The 24,362-nt window shown below is 71.2% G+C and carries 22 protein-coding genes; 2 read left to right on the top strand and 20 right to left on the bottom strand.

Annotated elements, in window-relative coordinates; all coding sequences use genetic code 11:
- Positions 1–80 precede the first annotated feature (80 nt).
- From KBX21_RS15080 to KBX21_RS15040, 9 genes are all read right to left on the bottom strand, one after another.
- The gene (locus KBX21_RS15080; protein WP_049577748.1) at positions 81–494 is read right to left on the bottom strand and encodes a cytidine deaminase; all 414 of its coding nucleotides are present in this window, start codon (positions 492–494) and stop codon (positions 81–83) included.
- A complete protein-coding gene (locus KBX21_RS15075) occupies positions 473–1,732 on the bottom strand; it encodes an ABC transporter permease (protein WP_049577746.1) in 1,260 nt (419 codons plus the stop codon). The genes KBX21_RS15080 and KBX21_RS15075 overlap by 22 nt, the downstream gene beginning before the upstream one ends.
- A complete protein-coding gene (locus KBX21_RS15070) occupies positions 1,729–3,231 on the bottom strand; it encodes an ABC transporter permease (protein WP_247665787.1) in 1,503 nt (500 codons plus the stop codon). Before KBX21_RS15070 ends, KBX21_RS15075 begins: the two co-directional genes overlap by 4 nt.
- 56 nt (positions 3,232–3,287) lie before the next feature.
- Entirely contained in the window at positions 3,288–4,895 is a 1,608-nt protein-coding gene (locus tag KBX21_RS15065) for an ABC transporter ATP-binding protein (protein ID WP_049577740.1), read from the bottom strand.
- A 181-nt stretch (positions 4,896–5,076) separates the two neighbouring features.
- The gene (locus KBX21_RS15060) at positions 5,077–6,129 is read right to left on the bottom strand and encodes a BMP family protein (protein ID WP_049577737.1); all 1,053 of its coding nucleotides are present in this window, start codon (positions 6,127–6,129) and stop codon (positions 5,077–5,079) included.
- A 336-nt stretch (positions 6,130–6,465) separates the two neighbouring features.
- Entirely contained in the window at positions 6,466–7,167 is a 702-nt protein-coding gene (locus KBX21_RS15055; RefSeq protein ID WP_247665772.1) for an alpha/beta fold hydrolase, read from the bottom strand.
- Positions 7,168–7,336: 169 nt separating this feature from the next.
- Positions 7,337–7,681, bottom strand: a complete 345-nt coding sequence (locus KBX21_RS15050; protein WP_017546756.1) for a biotin/lipoyl-containing protein — start codon at positions 7,679–7,681, stop codon at positions 7,337–7,339.
- Positions 7,682–7,686: 5 nt separating this feature from the next.
- The gene (locus KBX21_RS15045; RefSeq protein ID WP_049577731.1) at positions 7,687–8,706 is read right to left on the bottom strand and encodes an alpha-ketoacid dehydrogenase subunit beta; all 1,020 of its coding nucleotides are present in this window, start codon (positions 8,704–8,706) and stop codon (positions 7,687–7,689) included.
- Complete coding sequence (locus KBX21_RS15040; protein WP_049577726.1) at positions 8,703–9,740, bottom strand: thiamine pyrophosphate-dependent dehydrogenase E1 component subunit alpha; 1,038 nt, start codon at positions 9,738–9,740, stop codon at positions 8,703–8,705. Before KBX21_RS15040 ends, KBX21_RS15045 begins: the two co-directional genes overlap by 4 nt.
- Before the next feature lie 624 nt (positions 9,741–10,364).
- Between KBX21_RS15040 and KBX21_RS15035 the strand changes: the two genes are divergently transcribed.
- The gene (locus KBX21_RS15035) at positions 10,365–10,859 is read left to right on the top strand and encodes an Lrp/AsnC family transcriptional regulator (RefSeq protein WP_017546759.1); all 495 of its coding nucleotides are present in this window, start codon (positions 10,365–10,367) and stop codon (positions 10,857–10,859) included.
- A gap of 18 nt (positions 10,860–10,877) precedes the next feature.
- Here KBX21_RS15035 and KBX21_RS15030 read toward each other — a convergent pair whose 3' ends face one another.
- The 7 genes from KBX21_RS15030 to deoC all read right to left on the bottom strand — a co-directional run bounded on the left by KBX21_RS15030 (position 10,878) and on the right by deoC (position 18,081).
- Positions 10,878–12,551 (bottom strand): phospho-sugar mutase, encoded by a 1,674-nt coding sequence (locus KBX21_RS15030; RefSeq protein ID WP_210842281.1) that lies wholly within the window; start codon positions 12,549–12,551, stop codon positions 10,878–10,880.
- Between the two features lie 76 nt (positions 12,552–12,627).
- Positions 12,628–13,425 (bottom strand): purine-nucleoside phosphorylase, encoded by a 798-nt coding sequence (locus tag KBX21_RS15025; RefSeq protein WP_049567167.1) that lies wholly within the window; start codon positions 13,423–13,425, stop codon positions 12,628–12,630.
- A complete protein-coding gene (locus KBX21_RS15020; protein ID WP_210842280.1) occupies positions 13,422–14,060 on the bottom strand; it encodes a GNAT family N-acetyltransferase in 639 nt (212 codons plus the stop codon). The genes KBX21_RS15025 and KBX21_RS15020 overlap by 4 nt, the downstream gene beginning before the upstream one ends.
- Positions 14,057–14,707 carry a GNAT family N-acetyltransferase gene (locus KBX21_RS15015; RefSeq protein ID WP_049567173.1) on the bottom strand — a complete coding sequence of 217 codons (651 nt, stop codon included), beginning with the start codon at positions 14,705–14,707 and terminating at the stop codon, positions 14,057–14,059. Before KBX21_RS15015 ends, KBX21_RS15020 begins: the two co-directional genes overlap by 4 nt.
- Before the next feature lie 67 nt (positions 14,708–14,774).
- Entirely contained in the window at positions 14,775–15,707 is a 933-nt protein-coding gene (locus KBX21_RS15010) for an aldehyde dehydrogenase (protein WP_210842279.1), read from the bottom strand.
- The gene (locus KBX21_RS15005; protein ID WP_210842278.1) at positions 15,700–17,130 is read right to left on the bottom strand and encodes an aldehyde dehydrogenase family protein; all 1,431 of its coding nucleotides are present in this window, start codon (positions 17,128–17,130) and stop codon (positions 15,700–15,702) included. The genes KBX21_RS15010 and KBX21_RS15005 overlap by 8 nt, the downstream gene beginning before the upstream one ends.
- Positions 17,131–17,133: 3 nt before the next feature.
- Positions 17,134–18,081, bottom strand: coding sequence for a deoxyribose-phosphate aldolase (gene deoC, locus KBX21_RS15000; RefSeq protein ID WP_049567182.1), 948 nt, complete (start codon positions 18,079–18,081; stop codon positions 17,134–17,136).
- 324 nt (positions 18,082–18,405) lie between these two features.
- Here deoC and KBX21_RS14995 point away from each other — a divergent pair, with 324 nt between their 5' ends.
- Positions 18,406–19,095 (top strand): hypothetical protein, encoded by a 690-nt coding sequence (locus tag KBX21_RS14995; RefSeq protein ID WP_049567185.1) that lies wholly within the window; start codon positions 18,406–18,408, stop codon positions 19,093–19,095.
- A gap of 39 nt (positions 19,096–19,134) precedes the next feature.
- Here KBX21_RS14995 and KBX21_RS14990 read toward each other — a convergent pair whose 3' ends face one another.
- The 4 genes from KBX21_RS14990 to KBX21_RS14975 all read right to left on the bottom strand — a co-directional run bounded on the left by KBX21_RS14990 (position 19,135) and on the right by KBX21_RS14975 (position 24,279).
- Positions 19,135–20,433: a heparan-alpha-glucosaminide N-acetyltransferase domain-containing protein gene (locus KBX21_RS14990; RefSeq protein ID WP_049567188.1), complete on the bottom strand. Its 1,299-nt coding sequence runs from the start codon at positions 20,431–20,433 to the stop codon at positions 19,135–19,137.
- Positions 20,434–20,564: 131 nt separating this feature from the next.
- Complete coding sequence (locus tag KBX21_RS14985; RefSeq protein ID WP_210842277.1) at positions 20,565–22,613, bottom strand: acetoacetate--CoA ligase; 2,049 nt, start codon at positions 22,611–22,613, stop codon at positions 20,565–20,567.
- Between the two features lie 212 nt (positions 22,614–22,825).
- The gene (locus KBX21_RS14980) at positions 22,826–23,503 is read right to left on the bottom strand and encodes an HAD family hydrolase (protein ID WP_210842276.1); all 678 of its coding nucleotides are present in this window, start codon (positions 23,501–23,503) and stop codon (positions 22,826–22,828) included.
- 83 nt (positions 23,504–23,586) lie between these two features.
- A complete protein-coding gene (locus tag KBX21_RS14975) occupies positions 23,587–24,279 on the bottom strand; it encodes a DUF4126 domain-containing protein (RefSeq protein WP_210842275.1) in 693 nt (230 codons plus the stop codon).
- Between the last annotated feature and the right edge of the window lie 83 nt (positions 24,280–24,362).

The following is a 24,362-nucleotide window of genomic DNA, read 5'->3' as shown; positions in this document are numbered from 1 at the left end:
GTGAAGAGGTGGTGCGAAAAGACGTCTCCCCGGCCGCCGTGGACCGGCGACCGGGGAGACGACCGATGGTGCTCCGCCCGTCAGGCGAGGTTGTGCGGTCCGAAGGCCTGGGGCAGCACGCGCTCCATGGGCAGGATGCCCTCCGGCGTGTCCACCAGCAGGTCCGGCCCGCCGTGTTCGTACAGGAGCTGACGGCAGCGCCCGCACGGCATCAGGGCCAGGCCCCGACCGTCCACGCAGGCGAAGGCCACCAGCCGACCGCCGCCGGAGGCGTGCAGGGCGCTGACCAGACCGCACTCGGCACACAGGCCCACACCGTAGGAGGCGTTCTCCACGTTGCAGCCGCTCACCACCCGGCCGTCGTCGACCAGCGCCGCCGCTCCCACCGGGTAGTTCGAGTAGGGCGCGTAGGCGCGGCCCATGGCCTCCCGGGCGGTCTCCCGAAGGGCCTCCCAGTCCACTTCCGCGTCGGTCATGACCTGCTCGCCCTCCACTGTTTTCCGATCCCGGCGGGTGCTCGCAGCCGTTGCGAGGCCAGCGAGAGCACCAGCAGCGTGGCGATGTGCGGGCTGTAGGTCGCCAGCTCACGCGGCAGCGAGTCGGTGCTGAAGTACCAGAAGAGCAGGACGACCGCGGCGAGGAAACCCGCCACGGCGATGCCCTTGCGGTCCTTGCGCACCTGCCACACGGCCACCACGAGCAGGACCACGGCCAGGAGCAGCAGCAGCGCGTGGATGGCAGCGCCGCCGCCGCGCAGCTGGAGCGCGTCGGTGTAGCCGAACAGGGTCGCGCCCATGGCCAGGCCGCCCGGCCGCCAGTTACCGAAGATCATCGCGGCCAGACCGATGTACCCGCGACCGCCGGTCTGCCCCTCCTGGTAGATCTGGGAGGCGACGATCGCGAGGAACACGCCGCCCATACCGGCCAGACCACCGGAGATGACCACGGCGACGTACTTGAGCGTGTACACCGGCACGCCGAGGGACTCGGCGGCGTCGGGGTTCTCACCCACCGAGCGCAGCCGCAGGCCGAAGGTGGTCTTCCACAGCACCAGGTAGCTGATCGGGACCAGCAGGATGGCGATGAGGGTCAGCGCGGACATCCTGGTCGTGAGCCCGATGACCAGCGCCGCCAGGTCGCTGACCAGGAAGATGCCGCTCTGGGCGACCGGGGCGAGCGCCTCGGGAAGCCACGGCAGGTTCAGGGTCGGGAACGACGGCGCCGACGGGGACTGGGCCGCACCCGCGCCGGGGATGTCGGAGTAGACCAGGATCGACAGGTAGCGCATGGCGCCCAGGGCGAGGATGTTGATCGCCACACCGGACACGATGTGGTCCACCGCGAAGGTCACGGTGGCCACCGCGTGGATCAGGCCGCCGAGCATGCCGCCCAGGGTTCCGGCCAGCAGGCCGATCCACGGGTCGTTGAAGCTCCATGCGAAGTAGGCGCCGAACCACGTCCCGAAGATCATCATGCCTTCGAGGCCGATGTTGATGATGCCCGCGCGCTCGGCCCACAGACCGCCGAGGGCGGCCAGGCCGATCGGGACCGCGAAGGTCAGCGTGGTGCGGACGGTGCCCGCGTCGGTCAGCATGTCCTGACCGGTGATGACGCGCAGACCCGCCAGCGACACGAAGACCGCCATCAGCAGGGTGAGGACGCGCCAGCGCGCCCATCCCCGGGGCCGGGACCGCTTGGTCACCGGCTCCATCACGTTGAGTTCCTGGCTCACTTTGCCTCCCCGCCGCGCTTGTCGTCGGTGCCGTCGGTGTCCTCGGTGACGGCACCATCGGAGGCGCCGCCGTCGGACACGACGGCGGGCTCCGGGGTGGACTCGGTCGTACGGCCGAGCTGCCTGCCGATCTGCTGCTGCTGGTAGCGGCGGCCCCAGCGGTGCACGACCTCGTAGACCACGACGACCGTGAGGACGATGGTGGCCTGTGCGATGACGGCGATCTCCTGCGGAATGCCGTCGAAGGGCAGGATGCCCGCCGCCTGGGTCAGGAAGGCCCAGAACAGGGAGGCGAAGACGATGCCCACGGGGTGGTTGCGGCCCAGCAGCGCGATCGCGATGCCGATGAAGCCGATCCCCGTCGGGAAGTCCAGGGCGTAGTAGTGGGAGTTGCCGAGCAACTGCGGCAGACCCACCAGACCGGCGACCATGCCCGAGAAGAGCATGGACAGGAAGACCATCTTCTTCACGTTCACGCCGCTGGCCTCGGCCGCCGACTGCGACTGGCCGGTGGCCCGCAGCTCGAAGCCGAACCGCGTGCGGTTGAGCATGATCCAGTACCCGATGCCCACGGCGACGGACAGCAGGATCAGACCGTAGATCTCCCGGTCCGAGCCGAGGAAGGTCGCCGGGATGCCCGGGACCCAGCCCGACTCGGGGATGGGCGGGGTACCGATGTTGTTGGTGCTGATCTCGACCGCGAGGCGGCCCTCGGTCAGCAGGTAGGCGGTGATGCCGGTGGCGATCGCGTTGAGCATGATCGTGGAGATCACCTCGGACACGCCCCGGGCGACCTTGAGGTAGCCCGCGATGCCCGCCCACAGACCGCCCACGGCCACGGCGGTGAGGATGACCACGAACTGGCTGAGCACCGGGGGCAGCACCAGGTACCCGCCGACGGCGGCGGCCAGCAGGGCCGCGAGCCGGTACTGGCCGTCCACACCGATGTTGAACAGCTTCATCTTGAAGCCGATCGCCACGGCCACGGCGGCCAGGTAGTAGGTGGTGCTGTCGTTGATGATCTGCACCAGGCTGTTGGGCCGGGTGCCGTACTCCAGCATCCGCTCGAAGGTGGGCAGCGGCGCGATGCCGCTGAAGTACAGGACGGCGGCGGTGACGCCGATCGCGATCACACCCGCCGTCAGGACGGCGGCGAAGGACAGCGCCATCATCGCCGCGAGGCGGTGGAAGAGCACGAACGCGAGCAGCGAGCCGATCACCGCGCCCAACGCGGCCGCGGCGGGCTCGATCAGCGAGAGGTCCAGCATCCACGCGGCGACCAGGCCGCCCACGACCGACAGCACCAGGGCCATCGGGAGGACGAGCACGTTGTGGAGGGGCGTGCCCTCCTCCTTGGTGCCGTCGGCGCCCACCCGGCCCCGGTCGGGGGTCATCGGGGCGAGCACGGCCACGAGGGCGAAGGCGAGGGTGACTCCGATGATGAGCGCCGCCCACCACAGGAGGAACAGGTCCAGCACGGCGGTGACCAGGCCGCCCATGAGGACCGCGAGAAGGATCACGATCGGTGCCGCGACGGTACGGCGTCCGGTGTCAGTCACGCGCCGCCCTCGCTCTCGTTACGATGGGCGCCCTCAGCACCGCTGTCACCTTCCGTGTGCGCGTCCGAGCCGTCCAGTCCGGCGCCGGTCATGGCGGAGCCGAGTTGTTCGGGGGTGACGCTGGTCGGGTCGGCCTCCGCGACCAGGCGGCCGCGCAGGATGACGTGGAGTGTGTCGGACATGCCGATGAGCTCGTCGAGGTCGGCGGAGATCAGCAGCACGGCCAGCCCGGCGGCGCGCGCCTCGCGCAGCTGCTCCCAGATGGCCGACTGCGCGCCCACGTCCACGCCTCGGGTCGGGTGGGCGGCGACCAAAAAGCGAGGGTTCCCGCTCATCTCCCGGCCGATGATGAACTTCTGCTGGTTGCCCCCGGACAGCGCGTCGGCGATGACGTCGATGTTGGGGGTGCGCACGTCGTACTCTCCGACGATGCGCTCGGAGTCGGCTCGGGCACCGGCCCGGTTGATCCAGGCGCCGTTGACGCTGGGCTCACGGGTCTGGTGGCCGAGGATGCGGTTCTCCCAGAGCGGGGACTCCAGGAGGATGCCGTGCCGGTGGCGGTCCTCGGGGATGTAGCCGACCCCGGCCTCGCGGATGCGCAGCGTGGACCACTCGGTGGTGTCACGCCCTTCGAGGTTGATGGTGCCGGAGGTGGCCCGGCGCATCCCCATGATGGCCTCGATGAGCTCGGACTGGCCGTTGCCCTCGACCCCGGCGATGCCGACGATCTCGCCCTCGCGGATGTCCAGGGTGACGTCGTCGACCACCGGTCGGCCCTCGGAGGAGAGCACGGTGACCCCGGACAGGGCGAGCACGACCCTGTCGGTGACGGTGGACTCGCGCAGCTCGGGGACGGGCAGTTCCCCGCCGACCATGAGCGTGGCCAGCTGGCGGGCCGAGGTGGTGCGCGGATCGGCGGTGGCCACCGTGGTGCCGCGCCGGATGACGGTGATCTCGTCCGCGACCGACAGGACCTCGTCGAGCTTGTGCGAGATGAAGATGACGGTGAGGCCCTCGCGCTTGAGCACGCGCAGGTTGTCGAAGAGCTCCTCGACCTCCTGCGGCACCAGCACGGCGGTGGGCTCGTCCAGGATGATCGTCCGGGCGCCCCGGTAGAGCACCTTGAGGATCTCCACGCGCTGGCGGTCGCCGACGCCCAGGTCCTCCATGAGGCGGTCGGGGTCGACGCCGAGCCCGTACTGGGCGGACAGCTCCTGGATGCGTGCGCGCGCCTTGCGGCCGATGCCGTGCCTGCGCTCGGCGCCCAGGACCACGTTCTCCAGCACGGTGAGGTTGTCCGCCAGCATGAAGTGCTGGTGGACCATGCCGATGCCGTGCTTGATGGCGTCGGAGGGCGAGTGGAAGCGCACCTCCTGGCCACGGATGTGGATGGTGCCCTCGTCCGGCCGGTGCATGCCGTACAGGGTCTTCATCAGCGTGGACTTGCCCGCCCCGTTCTCGCCGACGATGGCGTGCACGGTACCGGGAGCCACGGTGATGTCGATGTCGTGGTTGGCCACGACGCCGGGAAAACGCTTGGTGATCCCGCGCAGCTCAACGGCGGCGGGTTCGTTCGACCCGCCGCCCGATGGCGTGCTGCTCATCAGACTCCTCTGTGGGAATGTGCGGCGGGGCGCGGGCGGGCCTGGGATCGGCCACGGCCGGGACGCCTTCGTCGCGGTGCGGCTACCGGGCGGAGCCGAAGGGGGCTGGCCCCTCCGGCTCCGTGTTCGTCCAGGTCACGGAGCGGGCCCGGTGCCCGCTCCGTGGAGTGTCCCAGCGCCGTTACGGCTGGCTGGGAACCTCGATCTCACCGTCGATGATCTGCTGCTTGAGCTCGTCGAGCTGGTCCTGGATGGGCGCGATGGCCTCTTCGTTGGTCAGCGTGTAGTCCACGCCGCCCTCGCTGAGGTCGAAGCGCTTGATCCCGGCCTCGACGTCGCCCTCGGTGGCGGAGCGGATGAGCTCGAAGACCGAGACGTCGACCTGCTTGATGGCGGAGGTCAGCACGTACGGCTTCTGCTCCTCCTCGGCGTTCTCGTACTGGTCGCTGTCGACGCCGATGAAGGTGAACTCGTTGTCGACGGCGGACTGGAGGATGCCGTTGCCCGAGGCGCCGGCGGCGTGGTAGATGACGTCCGCGCCGCGGTCGTACTGGGCCTGGGCGGCCTCACGGCCCTGGGCGGGGTCGTTGAACCCGGCGAAGTCCGGCGGCTGGCTGAGGTAGTTGATCTCCACCTCGATGTCCTCGTTGACGTGCGCGACGCCCGCGACGTAGCCCGCCTCGAACTTGCGGATCAGCGGGGTCTCGACACCGCCGATGTAGCCGACGTGGTCCTCGTCGGTGGTCAGGGCGGCGGCGGCACCGGCGAGGAAGGAGGCCTGCTCCTCGGCGAAGACGAGGCTGGTGACGTTGTCGATGTCCTCGATCTCGGAGTCGACGATCGCGAAGTCGACCTCCGGGTACTCGGGGGCGACGGCCTGGACGGCGGCGTCGTAGGCGAAGCCCACGGCGATGATGACGTCGTAGCCCTCCTCGGCCATGGTGGCCAGGCGCTCCTCCTTGGCCGACTCGGCCTCGCCGTCGGCGGGCTCGAAGTCGTTGGTCTCCACGCCCAGCTCCTCGGCGGCCTGCTCGAGGCCGCGGTAGGCGGAGTCGTTGAAGGAGCGGTCACCGCGGCCGCCGACGTCGTAGGCCAGGCCGACCTTGACGTCGGAGGAGGTCTCGCCGTCGCCTCCGCCGCTGGCACCGTCGTCGGCCGCGTTGTCGCACGCGGTGAGTGCCAGCACGCCCGCGGCGGCGACCGCTGCGAACTTGGCTGCGTTGCTGCGCTTCACTTGAAAGTCTCCCCTTCGCCCTCTCAGCGGACCGCATTCCGCGCGGGACCGACCTGAGTTCTGCAGCCGGACGATATCCGCTGGCCGAATGTACATCTAACCAACGGCCGTAGTTGTTATGAAGGCGAGAGCAGAGTGACACGGGGCCTTACCGGGAAGTTACCAAGAGCACACCGGATCGGGGCAACCCACGGCCTAATCGCTGTTTTTGACCTCCTGTTCTCTCGATGAATCCGGCTGTGCGACCGCCCGTGTCGTGACCTTCACCTGTGGTGACCTCGCCCTGTTGGGCCCCATCCGGTCTAGACCGGCCTGGTCCACTTGGCGGGCGCGGACTCAGCCCTGGAGGAACTCCACCACGGCCTGCTTGAAGACGCGCGACGAGACGGCGTTGGCGTGGTCGCGACCCGGGATCTCGACGAACGACCCGCCACAGCGCTCAGCGAGCCCGGCGGCACCCTCGGCTACGGTGTCCCTGGCTCCGGCGACCAGGAGCGGCGGGAGGCCCTCGGGACGCGGTTCCTCCTGGAAGGGACGGGCGGCCTGGCCGCGGGCGCACGCGGCGAGCGCCGAGGCGTCGTTGCCCGGAAGCGCGGCGACGGTCCGGTACACGTGGTCGAAGGGGGTGTCCCCCGCGCCCGGTTCGGCGGCGCCCAGGCCCGCCAGGGCGTCGGCCGGGCCGAACCCGCCCAGCACCGTACGACGCACCCGCTCGGGCGCGGTGAGCGCGAGTTCCCAGGCGATCCGGGAGCCCATCGAGTAGCCGACGACGTCGACGCGCTCCACGTCCAGCTCGTCGAGCAGACCCAGAAGGTCGGCGACGAAGTGTTCGGGCAGGTAGAGCCCGCTGTCGGTCGGCTTGTCACTGACCCCGTGCCCGCGCAGGTCCGGGCCGATCACCCGGCGTCCGGCGGTGTCGAACGCGCGCGGCCATCCGGCGGCGCTCCAATTCATCTCGAACGTGGTACCGAAACCGTGCAGCAGAAGCACCGGAAGGTGATCGCCGGGGGTCTGCGGCGGCAAATCCGCATAACGCATTGTCACGTCTCCGACGGGATTCGCGTTCATGAATCTTTTCCGTTCTCGATCCGGGTGGGGATTTGTTGGAAGCGAACGAGGACCCATTCAGACGTTCCTATAAACAGAATGACCCCAAGGGTCGCTCCGTTGGTGTCGACGTCCGAACGGGCCCTCGATCGTCACGGCCTCAGTTCGTCGGGGGCCTGAGTCGGACCCGGCGCTGCGGTTTGGCGTCCTCCGTGGGAACCCGTCCGACGATCCCGGCCTGCGGCGCCCTTTCCTCGACCTCCACCGCGAAGGTCACCAGGGGGTCGCCGACGGGGACCACCTGCTCCTCCTCCGCGTGCAGCTCCACCACGCGACCGGCCTTGGGCGAGGGGATGACCACGGCGGACTTGGTGGTCTCCACCTCGACCAGGGGGTCGTTGCGGCCGATCGTGTCCCCGACCGCGACCTGCCACTCGAGGACGGTCGCCTCGACCAGGCCCTCGCCCAGGTCGGGGAGGGTGAAGGTGATGTTCTCTTCTGCCATGGGGGCTAGTACTCCAGGGTTCGCTGGACCGCGAGCAGGACGCGGTCGATCGTCGGCAGGTACTGGGGCTCCAGCGGCCCGGCCGGGTAGGGCACGTCGAATCCGGTGACGCGCTGGACCGGGGCCGCCAGCTCACGGAAGCAGTTCTCGGTGATGAGGGTGGCCACCTCCGCGCCGAGCCCGGCGGTGAGCGGGGCCTCGTGGACGACCACGGCGCGCTTGGTGCGCGCCACGGAGGCGGCCAGCCCGGCGGCGTCGATGGGCTTGAGCCAGCGCAGGTCGAGGACCTCCAGGTCCACTCCGTCCTCGGCGGCGAGTTCGGCCACCTGGAGGCAGCGGTGCACCATCGCACCCCAGGCGACGAGGGTGGCGTGGCTTCCGGGGCGCACGATCCGGCTCGTGCCGATGGGGTCGGCGGGCTCGCTCAGCACCACCGGGCGGCGGTCCCAGTAGCGGGCCTTGGGCTCCATGTAGACGACCGGGTCGTCGGAGCGCACGGACTGGAGCAGCAGGCTGTACGCCTCGGCGGGGTCGGAGGGGGCGACGACCTTCAGCCCGGGGGTGTGCGCGAAGAGCGCCTCTAGGCTCTCCCCGTGGTGCTCGGGCGCCTGGATGCCGCCGAAGGACGGCAGGCGCAGGGTGATCGGCATGGGGGCGGCGCCACGCGTGCGGTAGTTCATGCGCGCCACCTGGTTGACGATCTGGTCGACGGCCGGATACGCGAAGCCGTCGAACTGGAGCTCGGGGACCGGCCGCCAGCCGTTCATCGCCAGACCAACCGCCATGCCCATGATCGCCGACTCCGCCAGCGGGGTGTCGAAGACGCGCTGTTCGCCGAACTCCTTCTGGAGACCGTCGGTGACGCGGAAGACACCGCCGAGGGCGCCGACGTCCTCACCGAAGACGAGGACCTCGGGGTCCTCCTCCAACAGGACGCGCAGGGCCCGGTTGATGGCCTGCTGCATGGAAAGCTCGACCGCTCGGGAGTCGACCGGGGCGTCGGTGTGTTCGATCAGCTCGGTCACAGCTCGACCTCTTCCTGCCAGGTGCGGTGCTGCCGGGCCAGCTCCTCAGTGGTCTCCCGGAAGACGTGGGTGAACAGTTCGGAGCCGTCGGGCTCGGGGGCCTCGGCGACCCCGTCACGGATCTCCTCGGCGCGCTTGGCGGCCTCCGCGTCGACGGTGGCGAGGTGGGCCTCGTCGTCGTGCCCGGCCTCGATCATCGCGGCGCGCAGCAGGTCGAGGGGGTCGCGCGTGCGCCAGTGGTCGGTGTCGGCGCGGTCCCGGTAGCGGCTGGGGTCGTCGGAGGTGGAGTGGGGTTCGACGCGGTAGGTGAGGGCCTCGATGACCGTGGGGCCGCCGCCCGCGCGGGCCCGCTCGACCGCCTCGGCGGTGGCGGTGTACACGGCACCGACGTCGTTGCCGTCGACGAGCACCCCGGCCATGCCGTAGCCCTCGGCGCGGGCCGCGACGGAGCCGCCCGCGACCTGGCGCTCGTTGGGCACCGAGAGGGCCCACTGGTTGTTCTGGCAGAGGAAGACGACGGGTGCCGTGAACACGCCCGCGAAGTTCATGGACTCGTGCACGTCGCCCTCGGAGCTGGCGCCGTCGCCGAAGTAGGCCATGGCGACGCCGTCTCCGCCACGGAGCCGCTCACCGACCGCCCATCCCACGGCGTGTGGGACGGGGCCGCCGACCACCGCGTTGATGGCGCCGAAGCGGGACTCCATGACGTCGTAGAGGCCGCCGTGCCACAGGGCGCGGTGGGTGGCCATGTAGGCGACCATCTCCACGCCGTAGGCCAGGGCGGAGGCCATCTCGCGGTAGGTGGGGAAGACGAAGTCGCGGGTGGGGTCGAGCGCGCTGGCGCTGCCCACCTGGGCGGCCTCCTGACCACGGACGGAGACGTAGGCGGGGAAGACGCCCTGCCGCTGGAGGGCGATGGCCTCGGTGTCCAGGTCACGCGCGGTGCGCATGGCGCGGTACAGCTCCCGGGTGAGTTCGGGTCGCAGGTGCTCCACGGTGATGGCGCCCTGGCCCGTGGGCTCTGGGGTTGGCATGTCGAGCGGCTCCCAACGTGGCCCTGCGCGCGTGTGGCGCGACCCGGGCTCGGGGTGGTCAGGTCTGCCTTTGATTCTCCGTACTACTGGACACTTTCGCTAGATACGACCGTACAGTCGATACGATCAAGAACGTTGGACCTGGTTTCGTTCGTGGATGTCCAAGTTTCAGCCTCCGAAACAGGGGAAAACGACACGCAGTGCCAAACATCACGAATCACCATCAGCACCACCCTCCGCCAGCCCCACCCAAGGGACACCCGGAAGCCACACACAGGAGTCGTCGTATGCCCGGACAGTCACGACAAATATGCGGAGAATGGGTGTCGGGACAAGAATTTCTGGCGGAATCTGGTGGTTCGGGTGTAGTTACTGCTCAGTCAGGGAAACCCTCGACCTACTCCGTGCGTCAACCATGAGTACAGTCGGAACTTCTCCGCCACTCCCCCGTTTGGCGGTTCGCACAAGAGGTCCGCACGCACGAATCCCCCCGATACCCCCACACCGACCCAAGCACCACGGAACGTGCGTCCGTCATCTCCCCGACCGGTTTTTCCCAGCTTCCTGTCAATGAAGACAGCACGGAGCCGAGCCCTGCGACAAGAGCACACGAGGAGCACGCACATGGCCATGGGCGAACAGCACAGGAACGGCCGGCGGCCGGACACGACCGACCAGACCATTCTGAGCGCGCTCGCCAAGGACGCCCGGACCGGCATCACCGAGATCGCCGCGCTGGCCAACGTCTCCCGAGCCACTGCATACAACCGGATCAAGCGCCTCACCGACGAAGGGGTCATCCGCGGCTACTCCGTGGTGACCGACCACTCCAAGATGGGGCTCGGCGTCACCGCGCTCGTCCTCATCTCCGGCAGCCAGCCCGACTGGCGCGCCAACCGGGAGATCCTCTCGTCCTATCCCGAGATCGAGTACTGCTGGTACGTGGTGGGGTCGGCGGACATCGTGCTGCTGGTCCGCGTCGCCAACACCAACCAGCTGCGCGACCTGATCCTGAGCCGCCTCCAGTCGCTCCCCGGTGTGACGTCCACCCAGACGCTCACCGTCATCGACGAGGTCGTACACCGACCGGTCGTGGAGCCCGCCGAGGGGAGCGAGTGACCCCGCCCCTCCCCCGGATCATCCCCTGACCACCCCGGCGACCGCCGTCATCAGCTCGGAGAGCAGTTCCGAGCCGCGCGCGCGGCTGGCAGCGATGTCGCCGTCGACCCCCGACACCACCTCGGCGTAGGCCTTCAGTTTGGGCTCGGTCCCCGAGGGACGCAGCGTCACCCGCCCACGCGTCCCGCCTTCGAGCTCGAACCGCACAGCGTCCGTCGGCGGCAGACCCTCGTGCCCGTCGACGAAGTCCACGACCCCCGACACCTTCAGGGGGCCGAACGCGGCGGGCGGTTCGGCGCGCAACCGCCGCATCGCCGCGGTGATCTCCGAGATGTCCCGCACCCGGACCGACAGCTGGTCGCTCAGGTGCAGGCCGTACCGCCGGGCCTGGTCGTCCAGGAGGTCGACCAGCGTACGGCCCCGGCTCCTCGCGTCGGCCGCCAGCGCCAGCGCCACGAGCGCCGCGCTGACTCCGTCCTTGTCGGCCACCGGTCGGCCACCGTCCCCGCCCACGCAGTAGCCCAGAGCTTCCTCGTAGGAGAACACCCTGCGTTGGCCGGGCGCGCCCGCGCGCGCCAGCCACTTGAACCCGGTCAGGGTCTCCTCGTAGTGCACGCCCCGGTCCCGGGCGATCGCGGCGAGCAGGCTGGAGGAGACGATCGAGGTGGCCACCACCCGGTCCGTGCCACTCGTGTGGTCGAGCACGTACTCGGCGAGCAGTCCGCCCACCTCGTTCCCGGTGAGGAGGCCGTACCCGGGCACCGCCAGGGCCAGCCGGTCGGCGTCGGGGTCGTTGGCCATCACCAGGTCGGCCCCGTGGGCCTCTCCCGCCGCCAGGGCCAGGTCCATCGCCCCGGGTTCCTCCGGGTTGGGGAAGGCGACGGTCGGGAAGTCGGGGTCCGGTTCGAACTGCTCGGCCACCACCTCGGGCGCCGCGAACCCGGCCCTGCCCACCGCCTCCAGCAGCACCCGGCCGCCCACTCCGTGCAGGGGCGTGTAGACCACGGAGAGCTCCCGGGGCCCGGCGGGGACCAGCGCGGCCACCGCGTCCAGGTACTCCGAGACCGCGTCGGCGCCCAGCACCTCCCAGTCCTGGCCCAGCGGCAGCGCGCCGACCGGCCCCACCTCGTCGATGGCCGCGGAGATCTCGGCGTCCACCGGTGAGACGATCTGGCTGCCCGCGTCGTCACCGGACCCGCCCACGTACACCTTGTACCCGTTGTCCTGGGGCGGGTTGTGGCTGGCGGTGACCACGATCCCCGCGTCCGCGCCCATCCGCCGCAGGGTGTGGGCCAGCACGGGCGTGGGCAGCGGGCCGGGCAGCAGGGACACCCGGTGCCCAGCCCCGGTCAGGACGGCTGCGCTGTCCCGGGCGAAGTCGGCCGAGCGGTGGCGGGCGTCGTAGCCGATCACCACGTGTCGGCGCCGCGTACCGAGCCACGCGGCGATCCCCGCCGCCGCGCGCATGACCACCACGCGGTTCATCCGGTTGGGCCCGGCCCCCAGCTCACCGCGCAGCCCCGCCGTGCCGAACTCCAGCCGCGCCGCGAACCGGTCGTTGAGGTCGGCCAGAGCCTCCCCGTCGCCGACCTCGACGCGGGCCAGGAGCGCGCCCAGTTCCCCCCGGGTCCCGGGGTCGGGGTCCTGCTCGAGCCAGTCCCTGGCCTCGACGAGGAGCGCGGAGTCGATCATGGGAATCTCCTGTCTGGATGAGCGGACGGGGCCGAGGCGTAGCGGGGCACCGGGCCGAGGCGAGGCGCGGACCTGCCTAGAACCTCTTGACGATGTCCGCGAGCAGGCGGCCGACGGTCGCGGCGGAGTCGCGACCGGTGGCGAGGACGTCCTCGTGGTCGAGGTTGGCTCCCTCCAGACCGGCGGCGATGTTGGTGACCAGGGACAGGCCCAGCACACGGGCCCCGGCCTCCCGGGCGGCGATGGCCTCCAGGACCGTGGACATGCCGACCAGGTCGGCTCCCATGGCGCGGAGCATGCGGATCTCGGCGGGGGTCTCGAAATGCGGGCCGGGCATGGCCGCGTACACGCCCTCGGGAAGGTCGGGGTCGACCTCGCGGGCCAGGGCGCGCAGCTCCGGGGTGTAGGTCTCGGTGAGGTCCACGAAGGTCGCGCCGGTCAGCGGGGAGCGCGCGGTCATGTTCAGGTGGTCGGCGATGAGGACCGGGGAGCCCACGGCGTAGTCGGTGTTGATGCCGCCCGCCGCGTTGGTGAGCACGATGGTCCGCGCGCCGGCCGCGACGGCGGTCCGGACGTTGTGCACGACCGCGTCGGTGCCGTGGCCCTCGTACAGGTGGGTGCGGCCGAGGAAGGCGAGCACGTGGCGGTCGCCGTCCACGATGCTCCGCAGGGTGCCGCTGTGCCCCTCCACAGCCGGGGGCAGGAACCCGGGCAGCTCGGAGGTGGCGAACTCGTGCTTGGAGTCGCCGAGCAGGTCGGCGGCGGGCGCCCAGCCGGACCCCATCACCAGGGCCACGTCGTAGCTGTCCACACCGGTGCGTGAACGCAGCTCGGTCGCGGCCTCCTCGGCGGCGGCCTGGGGTGTGCGAGTCACTGGGGTTTCTCCGTTCGTCGGTACCGCTGGTGCGGTGCGGGGTGGGTTCCGGTCTCCAGGGGGCGGGACATCACTTCCTGGGGGCCCGCGCTTCCTGGGACGACCGTGCCGGTGAATTCGAAGCCGGAAGCCTTGTAGACGCGTTGCGCCGGTTGGTTGGCCCGGTTGACGCAGAGCACGATCTCCTCGGCGCGCGGAGCGACCTCGTGGGCCAGTCCGTCCAGCAGGGGTGCGGAGCACGAGGCCCGGCCGACGCCCCGGCCCTGCCATTGTGGCGTGACGTAGTAGGCGCGCAGCAGTACCGCCCGCTCCGGCGCGTCGACCAGCTCCGACCGCAGGAGCCGGTCCAGCACACCGAACCCCGCGCAGGCGGCCCGCGCCCCGTCGGGGCCGGTCAGCGACCCCTCCAGGGCGACGATCGCGTACGGGAAGCGTTCGGGGTCGCCGTCGGCGTCGGGCAGGGTCCGTGCTGGCAGCCCGGTGAAGCGCAGCTGCTCCGGCGGCAGGTCGTGTTCGAGAGCGGCGCCCCGGAGCAGGGCTGCCTCGGCCGTCCCCGAGTCCAGCCGCACCAGGCGGACCTGGGAGGTGTCCCAGCGCCCCGCCGCCCTCCTACGCGACCCCCGCCAGCGCGTCATCGCTGTTCCGGTAGCTGCGGTACGGGGTGGGACCCGGTCTCGACCGGCCGGGTCAGCACGCTCTGCATGCCGTGCTCGCCCGCGTCGTGGCGGCGGCCGTTGGGGGTGAACCCGGCCGAACGGTAGGTGCGTTCACCCATGTCGTTGCCGTCGTTGACGCACAGCACGATCTGTGTGGCCCCGGGGGCGATCGCCGCCACCAGGAGGTCGAGCAGCGGGGCGGAGCAGGCGGCGCGGCCGATGCCCTTCCCCTGGTGTTCGAGGGCGATGTAGAAGGCGCGCAGCTGCACGGCGGCCTCCGGGTCGTCGACCAGTGCGCGGAGCTGTCCGACCCGGTCCACGACGCCGAAGCCGACACAGGCCTCCAGGACGGCGCTCCGGTCGGTCAGGGGCCCGTCGTTGAGGACGACCGCGAAGGGGTGGCGCGCGGGGTCGTCGTCGGCGCGGGGCAGGGTGTGCACCGCCTCGTCGATGAAACGGCGCTGGTCGGGGGCGACCCGCTGGCGGGGCAGGACCTCGCGCAGCAGGGCCACCTCGGGGGTGGTGCGGTCCAGGCGCACGAGGCGCAGCCCGGGGACGCGCACCGGTTCGGGCGCGCGTGACTCGGTGGTTCGGGGCTCGGCCTGCTCGGGGGTGTTCGCTGACACCGTTCCTCCACTCGGCTGTCGGGCCGTTCCCGCCCCCGGAAGGTGGGGGCGGGCCGGACCGTCAGTCTTACACCCCGACCGGATGCCAGACCGTCTTGGTCTCCAGGAAAGGTGTCAATCGGGAGGTCCCGGGGTCGGCGCCGAGCCAGGCGTCCTCCCCGCCGACGGCCTCCGGTCCGGGGCGCAGCACCCGGGTGAGGGTGGTCGCCGCGGCCCGCTCGAACTCCACCGCGTGCTCCCCGGCCCCGGCGAGGTCCAGGGCGTTGACGTCGGCGTGCGAGGCCAGGTGCGGGCCGATCTCCCCCGCCTTCCCGGTGAGCAGGTTGACCACGCCCCCGGGCAGGTCCGAGGTGGCCAGTACCTCGGCCAGCTCGATCCCGGCCAGCGGCGCGGCCTCGGAGGTGACCACCACGGCGGTGTTGCCGGTGGCGATCACCGGGGCGATCACCGAGGTCAGCCCGAGCAGCGGGGCGTCCTGGGGCGCGAACACCGCGACCACACCGGTGGGTTCGGGCGCGGAGTGGTTGTAGAAGGGCCCGGAGACGGGGTTGGCACCGCCGAGCACCTGGGCGAACTTGTCGGTCCAGCCCGCGTAGTAGACCCAGCGGTCAACGGCGGCGGACACGGCGCGGTCGGCGTCGGCCCGGGTCACGCCGCTCGCCTCCACGAGGCGCGCGACGAACTGCTCACGGCGCCCCTCCATGACCTCGGCGACCCGGTACAGGATCTGGCCCCGGTTGTACGCGGTGCGCCCGGACCAGCCGCCGAAGGCCTTGCGGGCCGCGACGACGGCGTCGCGCGCGTCCTTGCGGGAGGCCAGGGAGGCGTTGGCCAGGTGGGTGCCGTCGGCTGAGGTCACGGGGTAACTCCTGCCGGACTCCGAGCGGGGGAAGGCCCCGCCCAGGTAGAGCTTGTAGGTCTTGCGGACCGCGAGCCGGGCCGGGACGGGGGTCTGCGACCCGCCGCCGGTGCTCTTCTTCTTGCCGCGACGCTCAGCCAAGGTAGGCCTCCAAACCGTGGCGGCCGCCCTCGCGGCCGTATCCCGACTCCTTGTAGCCGCCGAAGGGGCTGGTCGGGTCGAACTTGTTGAACGTGTTGGACCAGATCACCCCGGCGCGCAGGCGCTCGGCGGTCCAGAGCATGCGGGAGCCCTTCTCGGTCCACACACCGGCCGAAAGCCCGTAGGGGGTGTTGTTGGCCTTGGCCACGGCCTCCTCCGGGGTGCGGAAGGTCAGGACGGACAGCACCGGACCGAAGATCTCCTCGCGGGCCACCCGGTGCGCCTGGCTGACTCCGGTGAGCACGGTGGGCGCGAACCAGTAGCCGCGCTCGGGCAGGTCGCAGGCGGGAGACCAGCGCTCGACGTTCTCCTCGTCGGCGGTGGCCGTGAGCTCGCGGACCCGCTCCAGCTGCGCGGCGGAGTTGATGGCCCCGATGTCGGTGTTCTTGTCCAGCGGGTCGCCGAGCCGGAGTTTGGCGATGCGCTCCTTCAGGCGGGGCAGGAACTCGTCCGCGACCGACTCCTGGAGGAGCAGACGCGATCCGGCGCAGCACACGTGGCCCTGGTTGAAGAAGATGCCGGTGACCACGCCCTCCACGGCCTGGTCGATCGCGGCGTCGTCGTAGACGATGTTGGCGCCCTTGCCACCCAGCTCCAGGGTGACGCGCTTGTCGGTTCCGGCCACGGCGCGGGCGATCCGGCGGCCGACCTCGGTCGACCCGGTGAAGGCGACCTTGTCGGTGCCCGGGTGCTCGACCAGGGCCCGTCCGGTGTCCCCGGCGCCGGTCAGGATGTTGACCACACCCGGGGGCAGGTCCGCCTCCTGGCAGATCTCCGCGAAGGCCAGCGCGCTGAGCGGGGTGGTCTCGGCGGGCTTGAGCACCACGGTGTTGCCGGTGGCCAGAGCCGGGGCGACCTTCCACGCGAGCATGAGGAGCGGGAAGTTCCACGGGATGACCTGGGCCGCCACGCCGAGGGGGCGGGGGTCGGGGCCGAGCCCGGCGTGGGCGAGCTTGTCGGCCCAACCGGCGTAGTAGAAGAAGTGCGCGGCGACCAGCGGGAGGTCGACGTCGCGGGTCTCCTTGATCGGCTTGCCGTTGTCCATCGTCTCCAGGACGGCCAGTTCGCGTGAGCGTTCCTGGATGATCCGGGCGATGCGGAACAGGTACTTGCCTCGTTCGGCGCCGCTCATGCGGCCCCACACGGTGTCGTGGGCGCGGCGGGCGGCGGCGACGGCGCGGTCGACGTCGGCCTCCCCGGCCACGGCCACCCGGGCCAGCTCCTCCTCGTCGGCCGGGTTGAGCGTGGCGAGGTACTCACCGCTCAGGGCCGGGGTGAACTCGCCGTCGACGAACAGGTCGTAGGTCTCGCGCAGGCTGACGACGGAGCGGGACTCCGGTGCGGGCGCGTACTCGAAGATCACGGCTCAGTCCTGCGTGTAGTAGTCGGGGCCCGGGTAGGTGCCGGTGGACAGCCTGGTGCGCTGCATGAGCAGGTCGTTCAGGAGGCTGGAGGCGCCGATCCGGAACAGGTCGGGGGTCAGCCACGCGGGTCCGGCGGTCTCGTTGACCAGGACCAGGTTGCGGAACGCGTCCTTGGTGTTGCGGATACCGCCCGCGGGCTTGACGCCGACGCGTCGGCCGGTGGCGGCGTGGTGGTCACGCACGGCCTCCAGCATGACCAGCGTGACCGGGAGGGTCGCGGCGGGCGACACCTTGCCGGTGGAGGTCTTGACGAAGTCCCCGCCCGCGCGCATGGCCAGGTGGGAGGCGCGGCGGACGTTGTCGTAGGTGACCAGCTCGCCGGTCTCCAGGATGACCTTCAGGTGGGCGTCGCCGCAGGCCTCCTTGACCGCGACGATCTCCTCGTGCACCTTCAGGTAGTCGCCGGAGAGGAAGGCCCCGCGGTCGATGACCATGTCGATCTCGCTGGCGCCGTCGGCGACCGCTCGCCGGGTGTCGGCCAGCTTGACGTCCAGGGGGGCGCGTCCGGCGGGGAAGGCGGTGGCGACCGAGGCGACACCGATCCCGGTGCCGCGCAGCGCCTCCACCGCGACGGCGACCATGTCCGGGTAGACGCAGACGGCGCCCACGTGGGGCACGGTGCGGTCGGTCGGGTCGGGCAGGGCGGCCTTGGCGCACAGGGCCCGAACCTTGCCGGGCGTGTCGGCGCCCTCCAGGGTGGTCAGGTCCACCATGGAGACGGCCAGGTCGATGGCGTGGGCCTTGGCGGTGGTCTTGATGGACCGGGTGGACAGGTCCTGGGCGCGGGCTCGGGCGCCGACCTCGTCGACCCCCGGGAAGCCGTGCAGATAGGCCCGGAGCGCGCGGTTGGTCGTCGCCTCGGGCACGGATGCGGTGTGGGGCACGGGCACCTACAGCTCGTCAGGTCAAGTGGGCTCACTCGACGCGGGGTGGGTGTCCCCCGCCGTCAGGCAGTCACCATAACCCCGGGCCGCTCCGCCGTCAGTCCCCGACGGGTGCGCGCCCCCAAGGTTGGAGAAGGCTCCAAGGATGGAGGGCACCTGAGGTCGTCCTTTTCTCCAACCGCGGGCGCGAAAAGCCCGAAAAACGACGTTTTGGCCGTGCGCGACGGCAGGCCCGTTCGGCTCGCGGTCTAGACCGGAGCACTCCACTGAGCGGGGAGACCGGGCCCTTCCCCGGCCGTCCCCGTCGGCGCGCGCGACTACCCTGGAGGCATGGCGGAGTTCCGGATCAGCAGTGACGACAGGCAGGTCGACCTGCGCAGAATGGCCACCGCGTTGGCCGAGTCGCAGGGGTGGGCCCGCGAGGACGTGAGCATCTGGGACAACCGCCGGGGCGAGGTGATCGTGACCATCGACGACTCCCTGTTGCGCAGACCGGAGGCCGACCCCCTGCACCGGCCCCGGCACACCCCGCACGCGGTGCACGAGGCCTGCGAGCTGCTGCGCCGGGAGGACACCTCCCTGCGCGGGGTGGACTTCGCCGCCCTCAGGAACGAGAGTGCCCGGTTCTTCTCCGCCGGGTGGACCCTGGCCGACCTCCAGCACGCGCTGGCCCACCGCCCGGACGGTGTGGACTGGGAGAGCGGCCCGGACTACCGGGGCGCCGCCTGGTTCACGCACCGGTTGTCGGCGTGGAAGACCCCGGACGGCGACATCCGACCCTCCCAGTCGCAGGAGTCGTCGCAGCTGCGGGTGATCAGTCGGGCCGGACTGCCCATGGACATCGGCCTGCCCGAGGACACCGAACTGTCGGCGCGGCCCGTGGCCAGCCCCGCGGTGGCGCGCTCGGCCGCGGACGACGCCCGCCGCCTGATCCGGCAGAACACGCGCACCACCACGGACACCCTGGCGCACCAGGACCGCACCTCCGCCCACATCACCAGGCCGGAGGACCGGCGCTGATCCGGGACCGCGCCCGCGGCGGTCCGCCGGTCAGCCCCGTCAGTCCGCTCGCGGTGCCGCTCCAGGGCCGCGGCCCTGGCCGCCGAACCCCCCGCCGTCGGACCGGCCGCCCTCCACGAAGCTGACGGCGGCGTCCGCGAAGGAGCCCAGGCCGGTCTCCAGCGGTCCCCGGCCCACGCCCCATCGCCACAGGCTCGCGAAGACCAGCGCCCCGAGGATGAACAGCTCCAGGTACCAGGGGCCGCTCGCGGAGCCCTCCGGGTGCAGGGCCACGATCACCGCGAGGACCAGGATGTGCCCCGAGTAGACGGTCAGGGGCATCCGGCCCACGGATGTCAGCGGGTACAGGGGACGCGGCAGGCGCTCGGCGAGCAACATGCACACGACCAGCACGACCAGGGCCTGCCCCACCGCCTCCAGGATCTCGAAGGTGGTGCCCGTGTGCGGGGTGTTCACCGCCAGCCACCACCAGGAGTCGGTGGGCACCTGGCCGCTGATGCTGTGGGCGTGGTCCATCGTGGCGTAGCGCAGGTCCTCGGCGTACTGCGGATCGAGGGAGCTCAGCGGGCGGCCGTCGAGGAAGGGGTTCTCCGCCTCGGTCAGCCGGTCAAGGCCGCCCAGCGGGTACAGCAGGAGCCAGGAGCCCAGGTAGCCCGAGGCCGCCATGACCGCGCCGCCGACCGCCATCCGGACCCGCACCACGGTGGAGGTGAGGTCCGTGCGGCCCACCGCCATGCCCGCGATCACGAACGCCATGAAGGTGACAGCCGGGTAGTAGCCGGTGAGGAGGAACTCGGTGAACGAGGTGAGCGCTCCCGTGCGCACGCCCCCTGGGAAGTACTCCGCGCGCAGCAGGAAGGACACCACCGGGCCGAACAGCGCCAGGGCGGCGGCCGACACCCACAACAGGGCCGCCCGCGCCCGCAGCAGCGGCAGGGCCAGCACGAAGAACCCGGCGTAGTAGGTGAGGATGATCGCCACCGGCACGGCGAACGCGTCCAGGATGAACCCGAGCAGTCCGATCAGCAGGGCGCGGGCCAGGATGCGCACGACCGCCTGGCGCAGCGGGTCGCCCCCGACGGGTCGGGTGCGTCCGGTCATCAGGGCCAGGGAGACCCCGGCGAGGAAGGCGAAGAGGGCCGAGGAGTTGCCGCGCACGAGGCTGTGCAACTCCCACCCCTGTTCCTCGGGCAGCAGGCCGAAGGAGACGACCCCGAGGTGGACGGCGAACATCCCGAAGACCGCGAGCGCCCGAGCGGCGTCGATGCCGTCGATGCGGCGCCGGTCCGAGGAGGGCGTGGTGGCGGACGGGGAGCGGTCGGATGGGTTCTGTGGCACGTTGTCAGGCTACGCCCGGCTCTGTCCGTGGGCGAGCGAAGGCCGTTCCCGGCCACGGACCCCTGGCCGGGCCCGGAGAGACGGTGTTTCTCCGGGCCCGGTCCGAGCGGCGCCGGGCGCCGCCCGCGGGCTCAGTCGTCGACCAGCTCACTGAAGTGGTCCAGCGCCTCCGGGTTGGACAGCGAGTCCCGGCTGGCCACCTTCCTGGGGTCCTCCCCCATGAGGATGCGCTTGACCGGCACCTCCAGCACCTTGCCGGACAGTGTGCGTGGCACCGACGCGATCACGCGGACACGGTCGGGCACGTGCCGGGGCGAGCAGTCCGTGCGGATCCGGCGGGCGATCTCCCTGGGCAGGTCACCCTCCAGGTCCGCGCCCTCGCGCAGCACCGTGAACAGCTCGATGCGGGAGGACCCGTCCTGTCGGGGCACGTCCACGACCAGGGCGTCCACCACGTCGTCCAGGGCCAGGACGGCGCGGTAGATCTCGCTGGTGCCCATGCGGACGCCGCCCCGGTTGATGGTGGAGTCCGAGCGTCCGTAGATGATCGCTGTGCCCCGGTCGGTGATCTCGATCCAGTCACCGTGCCGCCAGATGCCCGGGTAGACGGAGAAGTAGCTGTCCCTGAGCCTCTCGCCGTCGGTGTCGCCCCAGAGGAACACCGGCATGGACGGGGCTGGTTCGGTGACCACGAGCTCCCCGACCTCGCCGACGAGTTCGTTGCCGTCCGGGTCCCAGGAGGCCACGGCCATGCCCAGGCCGCGCGACTGGATCTCGCCCTCGTACACGGGGAGGGTGGGGGTCCCGCCCACCAGGCAGCTGCAGATGTCGGTGCCGCCGCTGGTGGAGAAGAGCCACAGGTCGTCGCCGAACTCCTCGTAGACCCAGGTGAACGCCTCGGGGCTGAGCGGGGAGCCGGTGGAGCCGATCGCCTTGAGCGCGGACAGGTCGCGGCCCCGGGTGGGGTGCACGCCCTCCTTCATGCAGGAGGACAGGTAGCCCGCGCTGGTACCGAAGACCGTCACCCCCGCTTCGGCGGCCAGGTCCCACAGGGAGCCCAGGTCGGGAGAGGCGGGGCCCGCGGTCCGCTCCCGGGCGTCGTCCGTGGACGGTGCCGGGTGGGCGGGGCTGCCGTCGTAGAGCACGATGGAGGCCCTGGTCAGGAGCACGCTGACCAGGAAGTTCCACATCATCCAGCCGGTGGTGGTGAACCACAGGACCCGGTCGTGTGACTGGGCGTCCAGGTGCAGGTTCAGGTTCTTGAGCTGTTCCAGGAGGATGCCGCCGTGGCCCTGGACGATCGCCTTGGGCAGGCCGGTGGTCCCCGAGGAGTACAGGACCCACAGGGGGTGGTCGAACGGGACGGGGGTGAAGGTGAGCTCAGCGCCCGCGCCGCTCTCGGTCAGCCGGTCCCAGGGCAGGGTGCCGTCGAGGGCGGCCCCGGGGGTCAGGTAGTCGAGGAGGACGGTGTGCTCGACCGTGGGCAGCGCGTCGCGCAGCTCCTCCACCACCGGGCGCCGGTCGAAGTCCTTGCCCGCGTACCGGTAGCCGTCGACGGCGAGCAGGACCTTGGGTTCGATCTGGGCGAAGCGGTCGATCACGCTGCGCACGCCGAAGTCGGGCGAGCAGGAGGACCAGATCGCGCCGAGGGAGGCCACGGCGTAGAACGCGGCGGCGGTCTCGGGCAGGTTGGGCAGGTAGGCGGCCACCCGGTCGCCCCTGCCCACCCCGAGTTCACGGAGCCCGGCGGCGATCGCGGCGGTGCGCTCGCGCAGCTCGCCCCAGGTCCAGGAGTCCAGCGCGCGGAGCTCGGTGGCGTGGCGGACGGCGACCTCACCGGGGTCGCGTCCCTCGAAGACGTGCTCGGCGTAGTTGGGCGTGGCGCCGGGGAACCACTGGGCGCCGGGCATGCTCCGGTCGGCCAGGACCCGCTCGTACGGGGTGGCGGAGCGGACGCCGAAGTACTCCCAGACGGAAGCCCAGAACCCGTCGACGTCGGTGACCGACCAGCGCCACAGGGCGTCGTAGTCGAAGTCCGAGGCGGCGGTGGAGTCGCCCTCACCGAAGGCCCTGACGCCCTGTCCGCGCTCGGCCCACCGGGCGAACGCGACGATGTTGGAGGACTCGATCCGGTCCTCACCGGGCTCCCAGAGCACACGGGGCACGCTGCTCTCCGTCATTGCAGGCCTTCCCAATCGCGTCGCTGTGTGTTGCTGTGAGACACATCTAACAGCACACCATCATCGGCGCCACGGGCCGGTCCGTCCTAACGGCTGCGCGGGGCGGGCACGAAGTACGCAGGTCATCGCAGGGGAGCACGAGCGTGGCCCGCCCACCCCCGAAGTGTGTTCGTTGGGTGGGCGGGCCACGTTGACCGCGTCGGGGGTCGGGTTCAGCCGAGTCGGCGCACGGCCGCGACGGCGTCCGTCGGGGTGTCCACGACGAGGGCGCCCGTGGCCTCCAGGCGCTCGCGGGCCATGAGTCCGCTGGCGACCAGGACGGTCTGGGCCCCGGCCTCACGGGCCGCGCGGGCGTCGTCGTCGATGTCGCCGATGAGCACGACGCGCGCGGGGTCCAGGCCCTGCTGCTCCAGGTGGTGGACGAGGTGTTCGGCCTTGGAGTCGTGCTCGGTGTCGAACTTGCGCCCGTCGACCCGCGTGAAGTGGTCGTTCAACCCGCGTTCGGTGATGAGCGGCACGAGGTGGTCGTGGGTGGCCATGGACAGCAGGGACTGGGTCCGGCCGGTCCCTGCCCACTGGTGGAGGACGTCGGGGACGCCCGCGGCCAGCTCGCAGGTGTGCAGGTACTCCAGGTAGCTGCTGTCGTAGAGCTTCTCGATGCGCTCCCACTCCGTGGCGGAGAGGCTCCGTCCGAGGAGTTCCTCGTAGCAGGGGATGAGGGGGCGGCGGAAGACGGTGCGCCAGTGGTCCATCTCGACCGGCTCACGGCCGAACTGGGCGCACACCGCGTTGACGGCCGCCAGGTTGGCGTGGTTGTCGTCCAGGAGGGTGCCGTTCCAGTCCCAGACGATGTGGTGGGTGTTCGGATTCGCGGAAGTCATCTCAGCCATTGGGAGCACTTTACGACTCCCCGGACCGTCCCCGATATGCGTTTTCCGCCACCCCGACCGCGTCGGCGCTGGCCAGAACGGGGTCACTGCCGGTACTGGTCCCCGTACCCGGGCCGGGGGCGGGCCCCTGGCCCGGTCCCGTGCCGTGGCGCCGCGCGTTCGGCCCGGCGTTGTTCCCGCGCCCTGCGGCCCTTGCGCGCCGCCCACACCCCGAGCACCACCATCAGCGGGAACACGACCATGATGAGCACGGGCAGCAGCACCGCCATCAGCGAGGTGAGGAAGCTGGCGACGTCTTCCAGGAAGGAGACCACCGGGGCGCCCAGGCCGAGCGTGAGGGTGTTGACCACCGGGCGGGCCAGCGCCTTGGCCAGGTGGAAGAGCAGGGCGATGACGACCCCGGCGATCACCGCTCCCCAGGCGACGCCGCCAGCGGTGGTCGCCATGCCCGAGGCCTCGCCGGAGATCTCGGTGATCTCGGAGAGCTGGACCGCCGAGGCACCGGCGCCGAAGGTGATCCCGCCCGAGGTTGGCCGGATGACGGTCTGCACCACGTCGTTGACGCTGTCGAGGGCGGGCACCTTGTCGGCCACGAACTCGACGACGAGCAGCACGCCGAGACTCACGAGCGTGGCGGGGTGCTCAAGCCAGGCCCAGGCGGGGGTGAGCGGGATGATCTCGGTGTAGCGGGCCAGCAGGCCGATCACCAACAGGGGGACGTAGGCGTTGAGACCGGCGGCCGAGGCGAGGCCGAGGCCGGTGAGGGAAGCGAACAAGGGATTCCTCCGTGCGCGCCGGACAGGGGCGGTGCCGGTCCGGGTGCGTGGACCGGCACCGACTCTTCTGTGACGCCGGTGGA

Origin of the sequence: Nocardiopsis sp. B62 (genome assembly GCF_018070675.1) — a bacterium.
Classification (GTDB): domain Bacteria; phylum Actinomycetota; class Actinomycetes; order Streptosporangiales; family Streptosporangiaceae; genus Nocardiopsis; species Nocardiopsis prasina.
Note: the sequence above shows the minus strand (reverse complement) of the source record. Positions and strands in the feature narration are given on the sequence as shown.